The following is a 15,738-nucleotide window of genomic DNA, read 5'->3' as shown; positions in this document are numbered from 1 at the left end:
GAACACTTTATTGCACGACATGAATCCTCGTCGAATCCGGCAGACCGTAATGGCCTTCCACAATAATGTGCATGCCGGGATGAATGCCGTCGCCGGAAATTTCCACCGTTTCCGGCGTTTCGATGCCGGGCGTGATTTCGTGAATGATGCCGAGCGAATCTCCGGCGGCTGCGACGATGGTGTACGCGCCGGTCTCATCGTTGCGCAGCACTGCTTTATCCGGCACGAGCAAGGCATTTTGATGGTCGCCGATGACGATGCCGGCGCTGCCAAACATCTCGCTGCGCAACTCGGCGGCGGGCGCCAGAAAACGCAGCCGCACCTCGGCCATTTGCGCGACGGGATCGATCTGCGGCTGGATATTTTCGACTTTGCAGGGATAGAGTTTTTCCGGCCAGCTTTGAAAATTCACTGTGGCTTCCTGTCCCGATTTGAGGTGGGACAGCTCCCGCGCCGGCAGCTTGGCAAGGAAATAGAGCGAGCGCAAATCAATGATCGTCGCCAGTGCGCCGCCGGCGTTGACGAATTCGTTTTCGTTCAAGGCGCGCGCGACGATGACGCCGTCAAAGGGCGCACAAACTTCCAAGGCGGTGTTGTTGCGCTGGGCCAGCGCCAATGCGGCTGCGGCGCGCTTGGTTTCTTCGGGAGTCTGTGCGCGCGACTGCAGCAATTCCGCCCCGGTGATGGCGGCCAGCGCTTCTCTCGTCGCCACGACAGCGATCACTTGTCCTTGCTTCACCGCGTCGCCTTCAAGCACGCGCAGCGCGGTCACCTTGCCGTCGATGGGCGAGCTGATGCTCTCTTGCCGCAACACTTTGGTCATGCCCGTTGCCGTAATGACTTCCGGGATGTTGCCGCTGCGGACGCTGTCGATCCTTACTTCGACGACCGGAACCGCTGCGGCTTCGGTTTCTTCCTCTCCACTCGCGCCGTTGCCGCAAGCGGTGAGAAAGGCAAGCGAAAAGGAAATCATGTGGACGGTGCAGAACAGAACAAAAATGTCATGCCGCAAGCATCTTTTTGCAATTGCGCACTGTGCTCGGCTGAGGAAGGATCCCTGCGGAGCGACATCCGGAATGCGATCCGCATTGTTGTCGATTATTGATTCAAAGCGAAATAAACTGCTTTTCATTCCGTTTCTCCTGTTAAGCGCAGCATTTGCGCATGCAGCGCGTCGATCTCGGCGCGGGTTTGTTCTTCCTGCAAGAGAATGCCCAACAGGGTGCGATGCGCGTCGATCACTTCCAGGCTGCTCACGCCGCCGCCGGCATATTGCGCCAGCAAAATTTCGTATTGCGCCAGCGCTTTGACGTGACTGTCCTTGAGCAGATTCAACTTCTCCACTGCCGCGTGAAATTGCCGCCGGCTTGTTTGATACTCCGTATCGAGACGGCGCCGCAGCACGGTGAAATCCGCTTGCAGTGAATTGAGCGCGGCGTTGCTTTGCGCGATGCGCGCCGTTGTCGCGCCCCAATTCCAAATCGGAAGAGCGAGTGAAACGCCCACGAGATAGCCAAAGAGATGCGGCGCGCCGGCTTCGAGGAGTTGACTCCGCGAGGTCCAACCGCCGGCGCTGCCGAATGCCGAGATTACCGGCAAGCGTTCGGCCTGGGCCAGCTTGAGCTCGAGCCTGGCCGTTTCGAGGTTGAATCCAAATTCTTTGAGATCGAGATTAGCTTCGATGCGTTCCCGCGCTGCCGGCAGTGCAATTGAATCGGCTATAACGATTGTTGTGTCCAATGGCAAACCCATCGGTTCGAGCAGATGCTTCATGGCGACGGCGACGGCGGTGCGGAAATCATTGAGTACGATGGTTTCCGCCTGCAACTGAATCTCGGCGCGTGTAATGTCGGTTTTGGGCACGGCGCCACCGTACGCCAGCGCGCGCACGGTTTCAAGGTAGGATTGCAGGTCGGTGATGCTTTCTTGCGTGAACGCGTATTGTCGTTGCGTGCGCAGCAGGTCGATATAGGCCAGCCGCACGTTGAGACGAAGGTCAGCCGCAGCACGAGTTTTGGCATGTGTCGCTTGCCGCAAATTCACTTCGGCTTGTTGTTGCGCCGGTTTGATCGTTCCGTCATAAAGCGGTTGTTTGATTTCGACCAGCCCCTCATACTCGCCGCCCTCGGTGAGCGCGGGATCGAGGCCGGTCAACGGCGCGAACGAAGCGCCAGCGGTCAAGCTCAAATTGGGCCGCCGCAAAGCGCCCGCTGCTTTGATCTGTTGCTCGGCAGCGTTGACGCCATATCCGGCAGAAACGAGCCGCTGATTTTCCTGCAAGGCGAGACGGAGGCAGTCATCCAACGACAAAGTTTGCCCCGGTGCCGGTTTGCTGAGGATCAGCAGCAGAGACATACCCAAGATTACCGTCACCAAGCTTCGCACCGTTCGGGCGAGCCTCGCTGACCAAATTTTGCAGCACATTGCGCCTTACCTTCAATCCAAAATCTGAACCAGCAAATGACCTGCACGAAATTGGGTAGGTCAAACCGTGGGCCGAATCTTCGGCGGGAATACCAATCGCGAGGGCTTTCCAGATAGGAGGTTCGCTGGAGCTGAGACGCGCCAACGACTTCGGGTACTCGGCGATTCCTGCCAGGCAGTCAAGTGCGCCGAGTTCCGGGCTTTCCCATTTCCTGGCATGTCAACTTGTTGAGATGGGAGAACTCTCTGTCATTGCTCCTCACTTCATGACTTCGTTGGCCGCAGAGGCGATTTCCTTCACACTCTGCGCAATGCTCTCGGAGAGCGCGAGATTTCCCGCCATTGCCCTGATGCCCGCCGGCACCGACAGCAAATCTTCCGGCGAGCGCATCAGTTTGAAGTTGCCGCGGACGCTCTTGCCGCGAAACTGGGCGAGGAATTCTGCCTCGACGTTCTCGCTGCCTTTGACACGAACGCTGGTAATGCGGCCGGTACTCGTCACTCCCACCAAGACAGCAATCGATTTGCCTTCGTAGACTTGCGACTTCAAGAAAACATATCCGAGAAAATCTTCCGCGCGGCCCCAGGCACCCTGCTCCCAGGCTTCCGTCCATTGCACGCCGGAAGCCAGCGTTCTGATGGCCTCGGAAGAATTGGCCCCGGGATAGATCAATTTGCAGTCGGGCGTGGTCAAGCGCGGCTGGGCTTGGCCAATGTTGGTGAATGCCAATATGCCGGATATCAGCATTGCGGCAATGTGATATTTACTTTTCGTCATATTTACCTCGTTGAATTGGCTCTGCCGGCAGTAGACTTGGCTGCGAGAATGACCAGGCGCCTGCTGGCGCCGCCTGATCATAGTGAAGAATACGATACTGATCTGAACTCAGCCTGAAAGCAGGCCGGGCCTAGACCCGCGAAAAAATTCAGTTTCCCTTCAGCAAATTGTTTATCTTCAGCAGCAAGCCTCTGCGGAAGATATTTCAGCGCTGGAACCAAGTCCTTGACGAATCAACCATGCGGATCCTCGTTATCGAAGACGAAAAAGAAGTGGCCAGCTTCATCCGGCGGGCGCTGGTCGAGGAATCTCATGCGGTCGATCTCGCGCACGATGGCCGACAGGGTGAGGAAATGGCGCTGTCGGAATCCTATGATTTGATCATCCTGGATCTCATGCTGCCGCTCAAAGACGGGCTGGCGGTGCTCAAGTCCTTGCGCAAGGAAGAGATCGCCTCTCCGGTTTTGTTGCTGACCGCGCGCGACGAAGTCGCTGATCGCGTGGCCGGTTTGGATGCCGGCGCAGACGATTATTTGGGAAAACCGTTCGCCGTTGCCGAGTTGCGCGCGCGTGTGCGGGCACTGTTGCGGCGCCATTCAGAGCACAAGGCCACTTTTCTGGCTGCCGGCGATCTGGTGCTGGATACCGCCTCGCATGAAGTGCGGGTCGGCGAAACCGCGCTCGAGCTGACCAGCCGCGAGTTTGCGATTCTGGAATATCTCCTGCGCAACAAGGGCCGGTTGCTCACCAAAGGCATGATTGCCGAGCACGTGTGGGATTATCATTTTGACAGCGACTACAACTTGATCGAAGTCTACATTCGGCGCTTGCGCCAAAAGATCGAGCAGGCGGGCGGGCACCGGCTGATTCACACAGTGCGCAACAGCGGATATGTGATCCGGGAGCCGGGCGCATGAACTTGACCATCCGCGGCCGCCTCACGATTTGGTTCACGCTCGCGCTCTCCGCAGTGTTGCTCCTCGTCGTCGCCGTCATTGCGCTCAAGCTGTACACCCAGCTCGACAGCGAAACGCGCGAGGCCTTGCGCAGCGAGGAACAATGGCTCACGAACTTGATCGACAGCGAATTCCTCGACCTGGCCACGGCACAGGGCGAAGAATTGGACTCACTGGCGGCGGATCTGAACGAGAACCTGGAAGAGCGCTACGGCCTGAAGCCGCAATTCGCGCTGGTGGCGGTGCAGCGCCACCACGGCCGCGCCTTGGGCAGCGGCGGCATGCACAGCATCGAGCAACTGGTGCCGCCCGATCTGCTGGAGCGACGTGCCGGCATCTACACGCTCGTGGTCGCCGATGATCACTTTCGCGTGCGTGTGTTCCGGCGCGAGTGGGGCGTGGCGGCAGTGGGTGTGATGAACGAAACCTTGTTCGAAGTGGCGGAAGAGGCCGGCGCCCTGCTCATTTGGATTTTGCCTCTGGCGATGCTGCTGGCGCTCACCGGCGGCTGGCTCATGTCAAAACTGGCGCTGCGGCCGGTGGCCGCGGCGGCGCGCGCGGCGGAGTCACTCTCGCTCGCCAATCTCCGCGAACGCCTGCCCGCCTATGCCGGCAAGGATGAATTCGGCGCGCTGGTCGCCACGCTCAACCGCATGATCAGCCGTTTGGAAGAAGGCGTGAAACGGCTGCAGCAGTTCACCCAGGATGCCGCCCATGAGTTGCGCACGCCGCTCACGGTTTTGCGCGGCGACGTCGAATTGGCTTATCAAGACGAGAGCACGGCGGACGAAACCCGCGCCTGGCTGCAACGCATTCTCGATCGCGTCATCGCCCTCGGCCAGATCGTCGACAACCTGATGCTGCTGGCGCGCTCGGATTCCGGCGATTATCCCATTCACAAGACCGCTTTTCGGTTGGATCTCGCGGTGAAAGAAGTATTCGAAGATTTGCAGATTCTCGCGGAAGGCCGGCCGCTCACGGTGCAGCTTCACAGCGAGGAGGCCGTGGCGTTCTTCGGCGACGAGTCACTGATCCGCCGTCTGCTTCTGAATCTCTGCGACAACGCGCTCAAATACACCACTCAGGGAGAAATCACGCTGCACCTGCGCAAAGTCAATGCCCACCTCGAACTGATGGTGTGTGACACTGGCAGCGGCATCCCGGCGGAAGAGTTGCCCCGTATCTTCGACCGTTTCTATCGCGTCGACAAGGCGCGCGCCAGCGACACCGGCGGCAGCGGCCTCGGCCTGGCCATCTGCCAGTGGATCGTGGCGGCGCATGGCGGCACGATCGCGGTGACGAGTGCGCCTGGCGAAGGCACTACGGTGCGCGTGATGTTGCCGATCACGCCCAATTAGCACCTGTGTCAAAAATGGCAACCAGAATCTCACACCAGGGAAAATTTACCGTTGGCCGTGGCGACCTGCCGGCACAAAGATGAGGCTAACTAACTGATTATCATGTATTGCAGACGAGCAGGCAGCCCGAGGAAAGGGCGTGGAACCAAATTTGCGATAGCTAGGTCTGAATAGTGGGCCGCCAGCGCGCAAGCGCCCGCATTCTCGATGGAAGTGAAGAGTCTAAGGCTGAGACACTGATGAAAGAATTATTCTACTTTTCGTTTGCAGACTTGATGGCGCGCATCGAGTACCATCGCGCTGCCAATGCGCTCCGCTATGTGACGCATCGCAAGATGACGTTCCAGGAGCGGTTTCTCGTCGAACAGCATTTGTTGGCCAGCTTCGCACAGAAAACGGACTACTATGAACGTCAACCCGCGCTCTTCATCTATCTCGGTATCGATGAGCAGTTGGCCCTGGCGCTGGACAAGTTTCATTCGAGAGAGAGCTCCCAGCAAGTGGCAGATGAAGAAGTCGCCGCCTCAGTCGGTGACCTAATCTCCCGATCCATGGAACGGTACTACTTCGAGCAAATCGGCGACACGATTTTGGAGGCACGCCGCAATGCTGTGGCCGGAGTTTCTGGCCTAGCCGACGAGCAGCGTGACCGGCGTCGGGCGAAACTCGAGGAGCTTGTCGAGGCCTACAACGTTTATGCCGGCCAGAGAATCACACTCGCAGAGATTGTCCCCACTGAATTGAAGCCGTGCTTCGGCCTAAAGCAGGAAGACGGCGACGAGCAGCCTGGCGGCATGCTGTCGGAAAACTGGCGCAATCATGCTCCGCGCGCGTAGCCTGCCGCCTTTCCCACCGGTAATTTTCCTTTGACAAGTTGGGCGATTTTGTTTTAATTCCCACCCATTCTTTCCGCTCACGGCACCGGCGTTGCCGTGCCACCGTTGCTGAAGTCTTCCCCGGGAGGTTACGTGCCAAGTGATCTCGATCTTGCGCAAATCACGGCAACTCGCGCGGACATGGCCGGCTCCGATCTCTACAACGAAGATCTGGCGCCGACCACGCTGAGCCAGCGCACCTGGTCGTTGTGGAATATCGCGGCCTTGTGGATCGGCATGGCGGTGTGCATCCCCACCTACATGCTGGCCGCCGGATTGATCGACAGCGGCATGAGCTGGAGCCAGGCGCTGTTCACGATCATTCTCGGCAACGTCATCGTGCTCATTCCCATGGTGCTCAACGCCCATGCCGGCACCAAATACGGCATTCCGTTTCCGGTGCTGCTGCGCGCTTCCTTCGGCACCATCGGATCGAACATTGCGGCGCTCATGCGCGCGGTGGTGGCCTGCGGCTGGTTCGGCATCCAAACCTGGATCGGCGGCAGCGCGATCTATGCGCTGTTGGGCGTGCTGTTCGGCTTGCGGCCGGGCATCGATGACAGCATCATTCCCTGGCTCGGCATCTCGCTGCCGCAGCTCGGCTGCTTCCTCCTCTTTTGGGCCATCAATGTCGCCATCATTCTTGCGGGCACGGAATCCATTCGCTGGCTGGAGACGCTGTCGGCGCCGTTCCTGCTCGCAATTGGCTTGGGCTTGTTGTATTGGGCGGTCTCCAACGCCGGCGGCCTGGCCAACATTCTCTCCGCCGAAACCGTGGCCAGGGTCAAGGCCTCGGCAGGCACCACGCAGGTTTCGTTCTGGAAGATCTTTTTTCCCGCGTTGACCGGCATGATCGGCTTCTGGGCCACGCTCTCCCTCAACATTCCCGACTTCACGCGCTTCGCCCGCAGCCAGCGCGATCAGATGCTGGGGCAGGTCATCGGTTTGCCGGCCACCATGGGGCTGTACGCGTTCATCGGCATCGCGGTCACCTGCGCGACGGTGATCATTTACGGCAAAGCGATTTGGGATCCGGTGCAGTTGCTGGCCAAATTCGATGCACCCGCCACCGTCGTGCTCTCCCTCGTTTCCCTCTCCATTGCGACGCTGACCACCAACATCGCGGCCAACGTGGTTTCGCCGGCGAATGATTTCTCCAATCTCCGGCCCACGCTGATTTCCTTCAAAACCGGCGGCTTGATCACCGCGGTGATCGGCCTGGTGATCATGCCCTGGCGGCTGCTGTCGGATTTGGGCAACTACATTTTCGTCTGGTTGATCGGTTACAGCGCGCTGCTCGGCCCCATTGGCGGCATCATGATCTGCGATTATTTTCTCATTCGCCGCGGCCGCCTGAACGTGGAGGATTTATACCGCCGCCACGGTGAGTACACCTATCGCCACGGCATCAACTGGAAGGCCGTGCTGGTACTCGTTCTGGCGATTCTGCCCAACGTGCCCGGTTTCATCAATGCCGCCGCGGCCAGGCTCATCTTTCCGGCGTTTTTCGATCAGATTTACACCTATGCGTGGTTTGTCGGCCTGCTGCTGGCGATGGGTTTGTATTATGTGTTGATGCGCAGGGAAGTGTAGGACGGAGCGATGCCACCGTCCGGATTTTCACACGCTTCATCATTCAGGCAAATTTGACGCCTGCTGCGCCGGCCATGGCCTGCACGCCCGGTCGGAGCAGCACGCGGTATGACTTGCATGCTCGCCGAAGTTGGCGCGAGCGCGAACCGATATGCATGCGAGAAGGAACTATTATGCAACAGAGAACTCTTGCGGTGTTCGCCGTTTTGTTCCTCATCGGCTGCACCGGTCCGGCTGCTGTGCGGGAAACCACGCCGCACGCAAGCCGCATCAAAGACCTTGACCCCACTGTTGTCCTGATCTCGATTGACGGATTTCGCCATGACTATTTGGACAAAGCCGCCGCACCCAACTTGCAGCGCCTGGCACAAAACGGCGTGCGCGCCCAAGGAATGATTCCCGCCTTTCCCAGCAAAACGTTTCCGAATCACTACACGATCGTTACCGGACTCTATCCCGAGCATCACGGCATTGTGTCCAACACCATGTACGATCCCGAGCTCAACGCGCGTTTTCGCATCGGTGATCGCGCCGCGGTGGAAGACAGCCGCTGGTGGGGCGGCGAGCCGTTGTGGGTGACGGCACAGCAACAGGGAAGGATCAGCGCCACTTATTTTTGGGTGGGATCAGAAACGGAAATACTCGGCGTGCGCCCGGCCTATTGGAAACGCTACGAACATGACACGCCCAACTCCGCGCGCGTCGCGCAGGTGCTGGCCTGGCTTGACCTGCCCAAACCGCAGCGGCCGACCCTGATCACGCTGTATTTCAGCATCATCGACGATTTGGGCCACGAGTTTGGCCCGGATTCACCGGAGTTGAGTCAGGCGATCACGGCGATCGACAGCGTGATCGGCGAGTTGGTGCACGGCCTGGCGGCGCGCGATATTTTAAAGCGGGTCAACCTCATCGTCGTCTCCGATCACGGCATGGCCGCCACCAGTGCCGAGCGCGTCATTTACCTCGATGATTACCTCGATCTGCAGCAGGTCGAAGTCATCGACTGGACGCCGGTGCTGGCGCTGCTGCCGCGGCCGGGGCAGGAAGAGGCGGTCTATCAGAAACTCAAAGGGGCGCATCCGCATTTGCTGGTCTATCGCAAAGCGGAAATCCCCGAGCGCTTTCACTTTCGCCGGCACCGCCGCATCATGCCGATCATGGGCCTGGCGGACGACGGCTGGACGATCAGCGCTCACAGCCGTCGCCGGGGACCTCGAGGGGGCGACCACGGCTATGACAATCTGCTGCCCTCCATGCGCGCGACCTTTATCGCGCACGGTCCGGCTTTCAAGACCAAATTGCGCGCTGCGCCATTCCAGAACATTCACGTTTATGACTTGGTCTGTGAGATCTTGCGCCTCAGGCCGGCGCCGAATGACGGCAGCCTCGATTCCGTGCGGACCATGCTGAAAGAGCAGCCAGCGAAAATGCGGGGAAAGTGACGAGGAAGTGGTGCGGCGGGAAAACCGGCGGGTTACACGCTCTGCAGCAGCTCGAGAATTCGTTCGAGATCGTCGGTGGTATAGAATTCGACTTCGATCACCCCGCCCTTGCCTTTCTTTTCGATGCGCACTTGCGTGCCCAGTTTGCGGCGCAGCAGATCCTCCGCCTGCTGCACGTCGGCGGCCACCGTGCGCAATTTCTTTTTCGCGGCTTTGGCGGTGCCGTTGCTTTCGTTGCGCGCGAGTTTCTCGACCTGCCGCACGCTGAGCTGCTGCTTGACGGTTTTCTTCCAGAGCGCGAGTTGCTTTTGCTTGTCGGGCGCGGTCAAGATGGCGCGCGCATGGCCGGCGGAAAGCTCACCTTTCTTCAGACTCTCCTGAATCGGCTCAGCCAGCTTCAGCAGGCGCAGCGCGTTGGCAATGGTGACGCGATCCTTGCCCACCTTTTGCGCCACGATCTCCTGGGTCAGGTCACACTCCTCGATCAAGCGCTGATAGCCGCGCGCCTCTTCGATGGGATTGAGATCCTCGCGCTGCACGTTCTCGACGATGGCAAGCTCCAGCATCTGCCGGTCGTCTTTGATGTCGAGTACAAAAGCCGGCACGCGCGTGTAGCCGAGCTCCTGCACGGCGCGCAAACGGCGCTCGCCGGCGATGAGCTGGAAATTCGCGCCGTGCGGCCGCACGGTGACGGGCGTGATCAAACCGTTTTGCAGGATGGATTGTTTGAGCTCTTCCAGGCGGGCAGGATCGAACTCGACGCGGGGCTGGAAGGGGTTGGCCGTGATCCTGGCAATTTCGATCTCCCGAACCGATTCGGACTTGCCGCTGTCGCTATTGCTGAGTTCGGGAATGAGCGCTTGCAGCCCTCTTCCCAACCGGTTGGTAGCCATTCTTCAAGATCTCGGATGCCAGACTCATGTAATTTTCCGCGCCGCTGCACACCGCATCATACAAAATGATGGGCTTGCCGTAACTCGGCGCCTCACTCAAGCGCACGTTGCGCAGAATCGCGGTGTTGTAAACCTTGTCGCCGAAGTATTTGCGCACGTCGTCCGCCACTTGCCGGCTGAGATTCAACCGGCCGTCATACATCGTCAGCAGCACGCCCTCGATTTCCAGGCGCGAGTTGAGATGCTTCTGCACCAGCCGGATGGTGTTCAACAACTGGCTCAGGCCCTCGAGCGCGTAGTATTCACATTGAATTGGAATCAAAACCGAATCCGCCGCGGTGAGCGCATTCAGCGTCAGCAATCCCAGCGAGGGCGGGCAGTCGATGAAGATGTAGCGGTAGGATTTTTCCAGCCGGGAGAGGGCACGCTTGAGAATCTGTTCGCGCGTCATCGCGCTTACCAACTCGACTTCCGCGCCCACCAGCCGCACGTGGGAGGGCAGCAAATCCAAATACTCGAGATCCGTCTTGATGATCGCCTGATTGACGTCGAGATCGTTGATGAGGACTTCGTAGATGCTGTTTCTCACCTTGCGCGGATCGACGCCCAAGCCGCTGGTGGTATTGGCCTGTGGATCAATATCCACCACCAGCACCGGGTTTTCCGCCACGGCGATGCAGGCCGACAGGTTGACTGCCGTCGTGGTCTTGCCCACGCCGCCTTTTTGGTTGGAAATCGAAATTGTCCTCGCCATTGCTGTTCATCTCCTCACATAAGACCGGCAAAGGTAGGCGAGTGCGGGGTGAAATGCAAGCCGAATTTTGCAATCAAGCCGCATTTCGTCTATTTGAGCTACTGAACGGCTATTCACAGACTAGATATTGTGCTTCCGGCAGCTCCTGCCGCAGTCGGCTCGCGCCCATAATGTCAGACCGGTCCGCAGCACTTCAGGCGCGCGCGATCAATAATACGATCCGCCAAACACGCTCGACCGGCCGCCGCGCTTTTCGATCTTGATGTCTTGCAGCGGCGCTTTCAAACTGATGCTCATGTAGAAACTCTGCCGTGCGCCGCCGGGAATCCACGTCAGCCGCATCTCCCAACAATGCAGATCGCGATGCACGCCGTAGCTCTGATAGATCACGGCCTTCTTCACCAGATCGAATTGCGCCGAGTAGTCCAGGCTCAGGTTCTTGGTCAACTGCATGCGCGCATTGGGGATGCCCAATTGCGCGTATTTCGTCGGCCGCAGAGGATTGGCGCGGTTCAGGCTGTAGCTCAGACTCAAACTCGCACTCCACGGCACCGAAGCCTCACCCCCGCCATCAGGCTGCGAGGCAAACGGACTCATGGGCTGCGGCAGGCCGGCGGCCAGGCCGCTGGTTTCGTCGAACGGTTCCTGCGTTTCGATCTCCGCGGGCGTGGGGCTGCCGCCGGTTTCGCCCTGCAGTTGAATGCTGGCGTTCAGTGAAACATTGGTGAGACGCAGGTATTTGCCGCTGAAAATACCGTTCTTCTTCCACAACAAGCGCTCCACTTCGACGCCGGTGGAATCGACGTCATAGAAGCTGTGTCCCGCGTTCAAGCTCAACGACAACCCGCGGCCGGGGCTGGCCTGCAAATTGGAAGAAAGCGGGCTTTGCTTGAAACGCTGCGCCGCAAAATTGTAGCCGGTGGACAGTCCGAGATTGAAGAGGTTGATCTTCCTGGGCTTCTCCTCGCTGCCGACTTTCATCTGAAACAGATTGGCCAAGCCGAAACTCACGCTCGCGAGCTTGCCCTGGCCGGTGCCGCCGAAGCGATCGCGCTTGATTTTGCTGCCGTCGGGCAGGGTCAGCTCTTGATAATATCCCCAAAACGAACTGGAAAAATCCGGCTGATAGGAAAACGACACGGTCGGTGCCATTTCGTGCCGCAGCGCCTGAATCGCTCCGATCTTTGGAAAGAACGTGCCGTAGAGCTTGGTGTTGGCGGAGGCGGTGTAGGTGAAAGTGTGCCGCGCAAAGAAGCCCTTGACCTCGCGCGAGTTTATCTGCGGCGCCGAGGTAACAGTGGCGCCGGTGTCCGCGACGAAAAAGCTGCGCGTGCGATCGAACCAATCCTCCCGCATCGCCATCGTCTGCGAAAGCGAAAGCCAGCCGAAGTACTTCGGACTGAATTGCGAGAAGTTGAGCGAGTGGCTGGCGCGGCCGAGCGTCTGCTTGGGCGGCGCCACGTTATTGATTTCCCGGCCGCGGCTGATTTGATAGCTGGCATTGCTGGCGTAGCTGAACTGGATGTTTTGATACCACGGAATCTCTTCCAGGCTGAGGCTGGGAGCGCGGGTCTTTTTCTTCTGCGCGCCAAACAGCGGCCGCTGCGGCATGCTGAAGCTGAGGTTCGGCAGCGTGCGGGTATAGGAGCCATCCTGCAAATCTTTGCTCTCGGAGAGATTGATCGAGAGGCTGTTGTTGCCCAGACGCGTCGAGTAGGTTGCCTGCGAAGTCAAGCGCCGCGTCAATTGCTGGTTGCGGTCAGGCGTGAAGTTGTTGTAGAAACTCTTGCCGCTGGTAAAGGTGCCGGCAGCGGTCAACGACGCGCTCTCGCCGATCGGTTGGCTGTGATTGATGCGCAAATCCCACAAGCGTTCACGCCGGTCGGCGAAGGCAAAATTCTTGCGGGTGAACGAACCGCCGATGCTGCCGCGATAGGCATAGCGCTTGACGTAAGTCAGATCGCCGCGCAGCAGCCAGCCGGAACGATCATAGAAATCGACTGTGCCGCGGGCATCGAGATAGTCATTGATCGCCCAATAGTAGCCCAGGTCACGCAGGAAACGGCCTTCGAGTGTGCTTTGCCCGTACTTGGGAATCAGCAGTCCGGAATGGCGGCCGGTTTTGGTGGGAAACACCGCAAAAGGCAGCACTGCCAGCGGAATCTTGCCGAGAAAAAATACCACGGGCTTGGCCACGACTTTGTCCTGCACGGTGATCTTCATCCGCTCGCTCCAAAAGTGGAAATGCGGATTCTCGTTGAGAGCACAGGTGGTGTAGGTGCCGCTGCCGACATTCAGCGTCTTGTCGTCCACGCGTTTGATGCGCTCGCCAAAGTAATGGCCGCCGTCGAACTCGGTGCGGCCGCGCAGCACCCGGCCTTTTTCCGTGGCAAAGTTGAATTCCATTCTGTCGCCCACCAGCTTGTCGCTGCCGTCGGTGAAGGTGGGCAGATCGGCCGCGGTGGCGGTTTTGCCGTTCGCCGCGCCTGGCGCAGCAGCAGGCGCAAGCCGCAGCGAATCCGGCAGCGGCTCGGCGCGCAACGTGCGGCTGTCCATGTCAACTATGATGCGGCCGGCGGTCAACGTCGCGGTTTTGTATTTGACTACCGCCTTGCCGGTGAGCACGATGATGCGCGCCGGCACGAGAATTTCGATTTCAGCGGCCGTGTAGTCGATGGGAGCGTCGACTTCCGATTTGGCGGAGGCGGGTTGCGCCGGCTGGGTTTTGGCGAAAACTGAATCAGTGGCCGGCGCCGTGCTGGCGGGAACTTCCTGCGCGTGCAGCGCACTGGTAGTCAGCAGGACTGCAACGAGCGTGCGCAACGCCGATGGCAGGGCGAAAGGCTTCACCTCTCTCTTCATGGGATCAAATAACTCGAAGACAGTGTTTCGTCGTGCGTGTGCTCATGCAATCGAGTAGCATCTGGCAGGCATTCGCATGGCGCCGCCCGTCTCGCGAAGAGTGGGGCATTCCGCGTCTGGCGCGGGCTGGGTCACTGCGCCCGGACAAATCGAATGCCGGTTACTCGGAGTCCGGCGGTGCGGCAGCCTCATCGCCGTTTCGCTGTTCACGGTATTTTTGCCACCAGGCCTGCAGCCGCCGGGCAATGTCTGCTTCCGCGCCGTTGGCGGAGGGCCGGTAGTACAGCGCGCCGGTCAAGTTTTCCGGCAGGTATTCCTGTTCCACGAAGTGGCCGGGAAAATCGTGCGGATATTGATAGCCGCTGCCATACCCCGCCTGCGCCATCAAGCTCGTGGGCGCATTGCGCAAGTGCAGCGGAATCTGTGCCACTGGTTTTTCCTTCACGTCCTGCGTGGCGGCAGAAAGGCCGCGATAGGAGGCATTGCTTTTGGGTGCGCCGGCGAGAAAAGTGGCCGTCTGCGCCAGCACCAAGCCGGCCTCCGGCATGCCGACATAAGTGACCGCGGTGAACGCCGACGTGGCGACCACCAAACCCAGCGGCTCGGCATTGCCGATATCCTCGCTGGCGAGAATGATCAAGCGCCGGGCGATGAATTTGGGATCCTCGCCGGCCTCCAGCATGCGCGCAAGATAATGCAGCGCCGCATTGGGATCACCGCCGCGCACGCTTTTGATGAACGCCGAGATCGTGTCATAATGCTGGTCCCCGGCGCGATCGTAGTGCAAGGCGCGCTTCTGCACCGCCTCGCGGATGTGTTCGACGGTGAGCACGCGCTGCTGCTGCGCGTTCGGCGGACAGAGGCGCACCGCCTGCTCCAGGCCGTTCAACGCCGCCCGGCCGTCACCGGCCGCGAGCGCCACCAGAAAGTCGCGCGCCGCCTCTTCCAACACAATCCTGGCCTGCTGCAACTGCGGGTCGTGGGCGAGCGCATGCGCGATAATCTGCCGCAGCGCAGCTTCGTCCAGCGCTTTTAGCGTGTACACCTGGCAGCGGGAGAGCAGCGGGGAGATGACTTCAAATGAGGGATTCTCCGTGGTCGCGCCGATGAGGCAGATGGTGCCGTCTTCCACGCGCTGCAGCAGGGCATCCTGCTGGGCCTTGTTGAAGCGGTGAATCTCATCGATGAACAGAATCGTGCGCCGGCCGCTGCGGCGATTGTTCGTTGCTTTTTGCAGCACTTCGCGCACTTCCGCGACACCGCTCGCCACGGCGCTCAGCATGAAAAAATCCGCCTGCGAGGCCTGCGCCAGCAGCTTGGCCAGCGTGGTCTTGCCGCTGCCCGGCGGCCCCCACAGCAGCAGCGAGCCGAAAGCGCCGGTTTCCCATGCCAGGCGCAAGGGCTTGCCCGGGTCGAGCAAATGCCCCTGCCCGACAAAATCATCGATATGCCGCGGCCGCATGCGCTCCGCGAGCGGTGTGCTGTGTTGCAGATTTTCCTGCGCGAGCTGGCTGAAGAGATCCATACACTCAAGAAAAAGCATTCAAAACTCATCATCCTCTTCGGGCGGCTGGATGTCCTGCGCCACCACTTCCTGCCAGACCTCCAGTATCTTGGCATCCACCCCAGCCGATTTCAGGCTTTCTGCCACCGGCCCCGACGCGGCGGCCTTAAGCTCGGGAAACGCCAACAGCAACATCGCCAAGTCCCGCCAATCGGTGCCGGACTTGGGCTTGCCGCGCCGCTGGTGAAATGCGACAACCTTGCTGGCGACCAACTCTGCGGGCGCCACGACCAGCAGAC

13 protein-coding genes are annotated in these 15,738 nt (G+C 59.7%); 5 read left to right on the top strand and 8 right to left on the bottom strand.

Annotated features, from left to right (window positions below):
- Positions 1 to 7 precede the first annotated feature (7 nt).
- From L6R21_25820 to L6R21_25810, 3 genes are all read right to left on the bottom strand, one after another.
- Positions 8 to 973, bottom strand: coding sequence for an efflux RND transporter periplasmic adaptor subunit (locus tag L6R21_25820; protein ID MCK6562622.1), 966 nt, complete (start codon positions 971 to 973; stop codon positions 8 to 10).
- A 155-nt stretch (positions 974 to 1,128) separates the two neighbouring features.
- Entirely contained in the window at positions 1,129 to 2,355 is a 1,227-nt protein-coding gene (locus L6R21_25815; protein MCK6562621.1) for a TolC family protein, read from the bottom strand.
- 328 nt (positions 2,356 to 2,683) lie between these two features.
- Positions 2,684 to 3,202, bottom strand: a complete 519-nt coding sequence (locus L6R21_25810) for a hypothetical protein (GenBank protein MCK6562620.1) — start codon at positions 3,200 to 3,202, stop codon at positions 2,684 to 2,686.
- A gap of 239 nt (positions 3,203 to 3,441) precedes the next feature.
- Here L6R21_25810 and L6R21_25805 point away from each other — a divergent pair, with 239 nt between their 5' ends.
- The 5 genes from L6R21_25805 to L6R21_25785 all read left to right on the top strand — a co-directional run bounded on the left by L6R21_25805 (position 3,442) and on the right by L6R21_25785 (position 9,426).
- Entirely contained in the window at positions 3,442 to 4,119 is a 678-nt protein-coding gene (locus tag L6R21_25805; GenBank protein MCK6562619.1) for a response regulator transcription factor, read from the top strand.
- Positions 4,116 to 5,516, top strand: coding sequence for an ATP-binding protein (locus tag L6R21_25800; GenBank protein ID MCK6562618.1), 1,401 nt, complete (start codon positions 4,116 to 4,118; stop codon positions 5,514 to 5,516). Before L6R21_25805 ends, L6R21_25800 begins: the two co-directional genes overlap by 4 nt.
- A gap of 239 nt (positions 5,517 to 5,755) precedes the next feature.
- Positions 5,756 to 6,352 carry a hypothetical protein gene (locus L6R21_25795; GenBank protein MCK6562617.1) on the top strand — a complete coding sequence of 199 codons (597 nt, stop codon included), beginning with the start codon at positions 5,756 to 5,758 and terminating at the stop codon, positions 6,350 to 6,352.
- Between the two features lie 180 nt (positions 6,353 to 6,532).
- Entirely contained in the window at positions 6,533 to 7,984 is a 1,452-nt protein-coding gene (locus tag L6R21_25790) for an NCS1 family nucleobase:cation symporter-1 (protein MCK6562616.1), read from the top strand.
- 173 nt (positions 7,985 to 8,157) lie between these two features.
- Positions 8,158 to 9,426: an ectonucleotide pyrophosphatase/phosphodiesterase gene (locus L6R21_25785; GenBank protein ID MCK6562615.1), complete on the top strand. Its 1,269-nt coding sequence runs from the start codon at positions 8,158 to 8,160 to the stop codon at positions 9,424 to 9,426.
- A gap of 32 nt (positions 9,427 to 9,458) precedes the next feature.
- Here L6R21_25785 and L6R21_25780 read toward each other — a convergent pair whose 3' ends face one another.
- From L6R21_25780 to L6R21_25760, 5 genes are all read right to left on the bottom strand, one after another.
- Positions 9,459 to 10,319, bottom strand: coding sequence for a ParB/RepB/Spo0J family partition protein (locus L6R21_25780; protein MCK6562614.1), 861 nt, complete (start codon positions 10,317 to 10,319; stop codon positions 9,459 to 9,461).
- Positions 10,261 to 11,073 (bottom strand): AAA family ATPase, encoded by an 813-nt coding sequence (locus tag L6R21_25775; GenBank protein MCK6562613.1) that lies wholly within the window; start codon positions 11,071 to 11,073, stop codon positions 10,261 to 10,263. Before L6R21_25775 ends, L6R21_25780 begins: the two co-directional genes overlap by 59 nt.
- A gap of 207 nt (positions 11,074 to 11,280) precedes the next feature.
- The gene (locus tag L6R21_25770) at positions 11,281 to 13,923 is read right to left on the bottom strand and encodes a hypothetical protein (GenBank protein ID MCK6562612.1); all 2,643 of its coding nucleotides are present in this window, start codon (positions 13,921 to 13,923) and stop codon (positions 11,281 to 11,283) included.
- 172 nt (positions 13,924 to 14,095) lie between these two features.
- Positions 14,096 to 15,478: a replication-associated recombination protein A gene (locus tag L6R21_25765; protein ID MCK6562611.1), complete on the bottom strand. Its 1,383-nt coding sequence runs from the start codon at positions 15,476 to 15,478 to the stop codon at positions 14,096 to 14,098.
- Positions 15,479 to 15,712, bottom strand: a complete 234-nt coding sequence (locus L6R21_25760; protein ID MCK6562610.1) for a hypothetical protein — start codon at positions 15,710 to 15,712, stop codon at positions 15,479 to 15,481. It lies immediately after the preceding gene.
- Between the last annotated feature and the right edge of the window lie 26 nt (positions 15,713 to 15,738).

The sequence above is a fragment of the bacterium genome (assembly GCA_023150945.1).
Classification (GTDB): Bacteria; Zhuqueibacterota; Zhuqueibacteria; order Zhuqueibacterales; family Zhuqueibacteraceae; genus Coneutiohabitans.
The sequence above is the reverse complement of the archived record's forward strand: the minus strand, read 5'-3'. Positions and strand labels throughout refer to the sequence as shown.

Excerpts from the sequence above, each read along its gene's own strand:
- L6R21_25820 (MCK6562622.1), bottom strand. The coding sequence starts at position 973 with ATGATTTCCTTTTCGCTTGCCTTTCTCACCGCTTGCGGCAACGGCGCG.
- L6R21_25780 (MCK6562614.1), bottom strand. The coding sequence starts at position 10,319 with ATGGCTACCAACCGGTTGGGAAGAGGGCTGCAAGCGCTCATTCCCGAA.
- L6R21_25785 (MCK6562615.1), top strand. The coding sequence starts at position 8,158 with ATGCAACAGAGAACTCTTGCGGTGTTCGCCGTTTTGTTCCTCATCGGC.
- L6R21_25810 (MCK6562620.1), bottom strand. The coding sequence starts at position 3,202 with ATGACGAAAAGTAAATATCACATTGCCGCAATGCTGATATCCGGCATA.
- L6R21_25775 (MCK6562613.1), bottom strand. The coding sequence starts at position 11,073 with ATGGCGAGGACAATTTCGATTTCCAACCAAAAAGGCGGCGTGGGCAAG.
- L6R21_25800 (MCK6562618.1), top strand. The coding sequence starts at position 4,116 with ATGAACTTGACCATCCGCGGCCGCCTCACGATTTGGTTCACGCTCGCG.
- L6R21_25765 (MCK6562611.1), bottom strand. The coding sequence starts at position 15,478 with ATGCTTTTTCTTGAGTGTATGGATCTCTTCAGCCAGCTCGCGCAGGAA.
- L6R21_25790 (MCK6562616.1), top strand. The coding sequence starts at position 6,533 with ATGGCCGGCTCCGATCTCTACAACGAAGATCTGGCGCCGACCACGCTG.
- L6R21_25795 (MCK6562617.1), top strand. The coding sequence starts at position 5,756 with ATGAAAGAATTATTCTACTTTTCGTTTGCAGACTTGATGGCGCGCATC.
- L6R21_25805 (MCK6562619.1), top strand. The coding sequence starts at position 3,442 with ATGCGGATCCTCGTTATCGAAGACGAAAAAGAAGTGGCCAGCTTCATC.
- L6R21_25815 (MCK6562621.1), bottom strand. The coding sequence starts at position 2,355 with ATGTCTCTGCTGCTGATCCTCAGCAAACCGGCACCGGGGCAAACTTTG.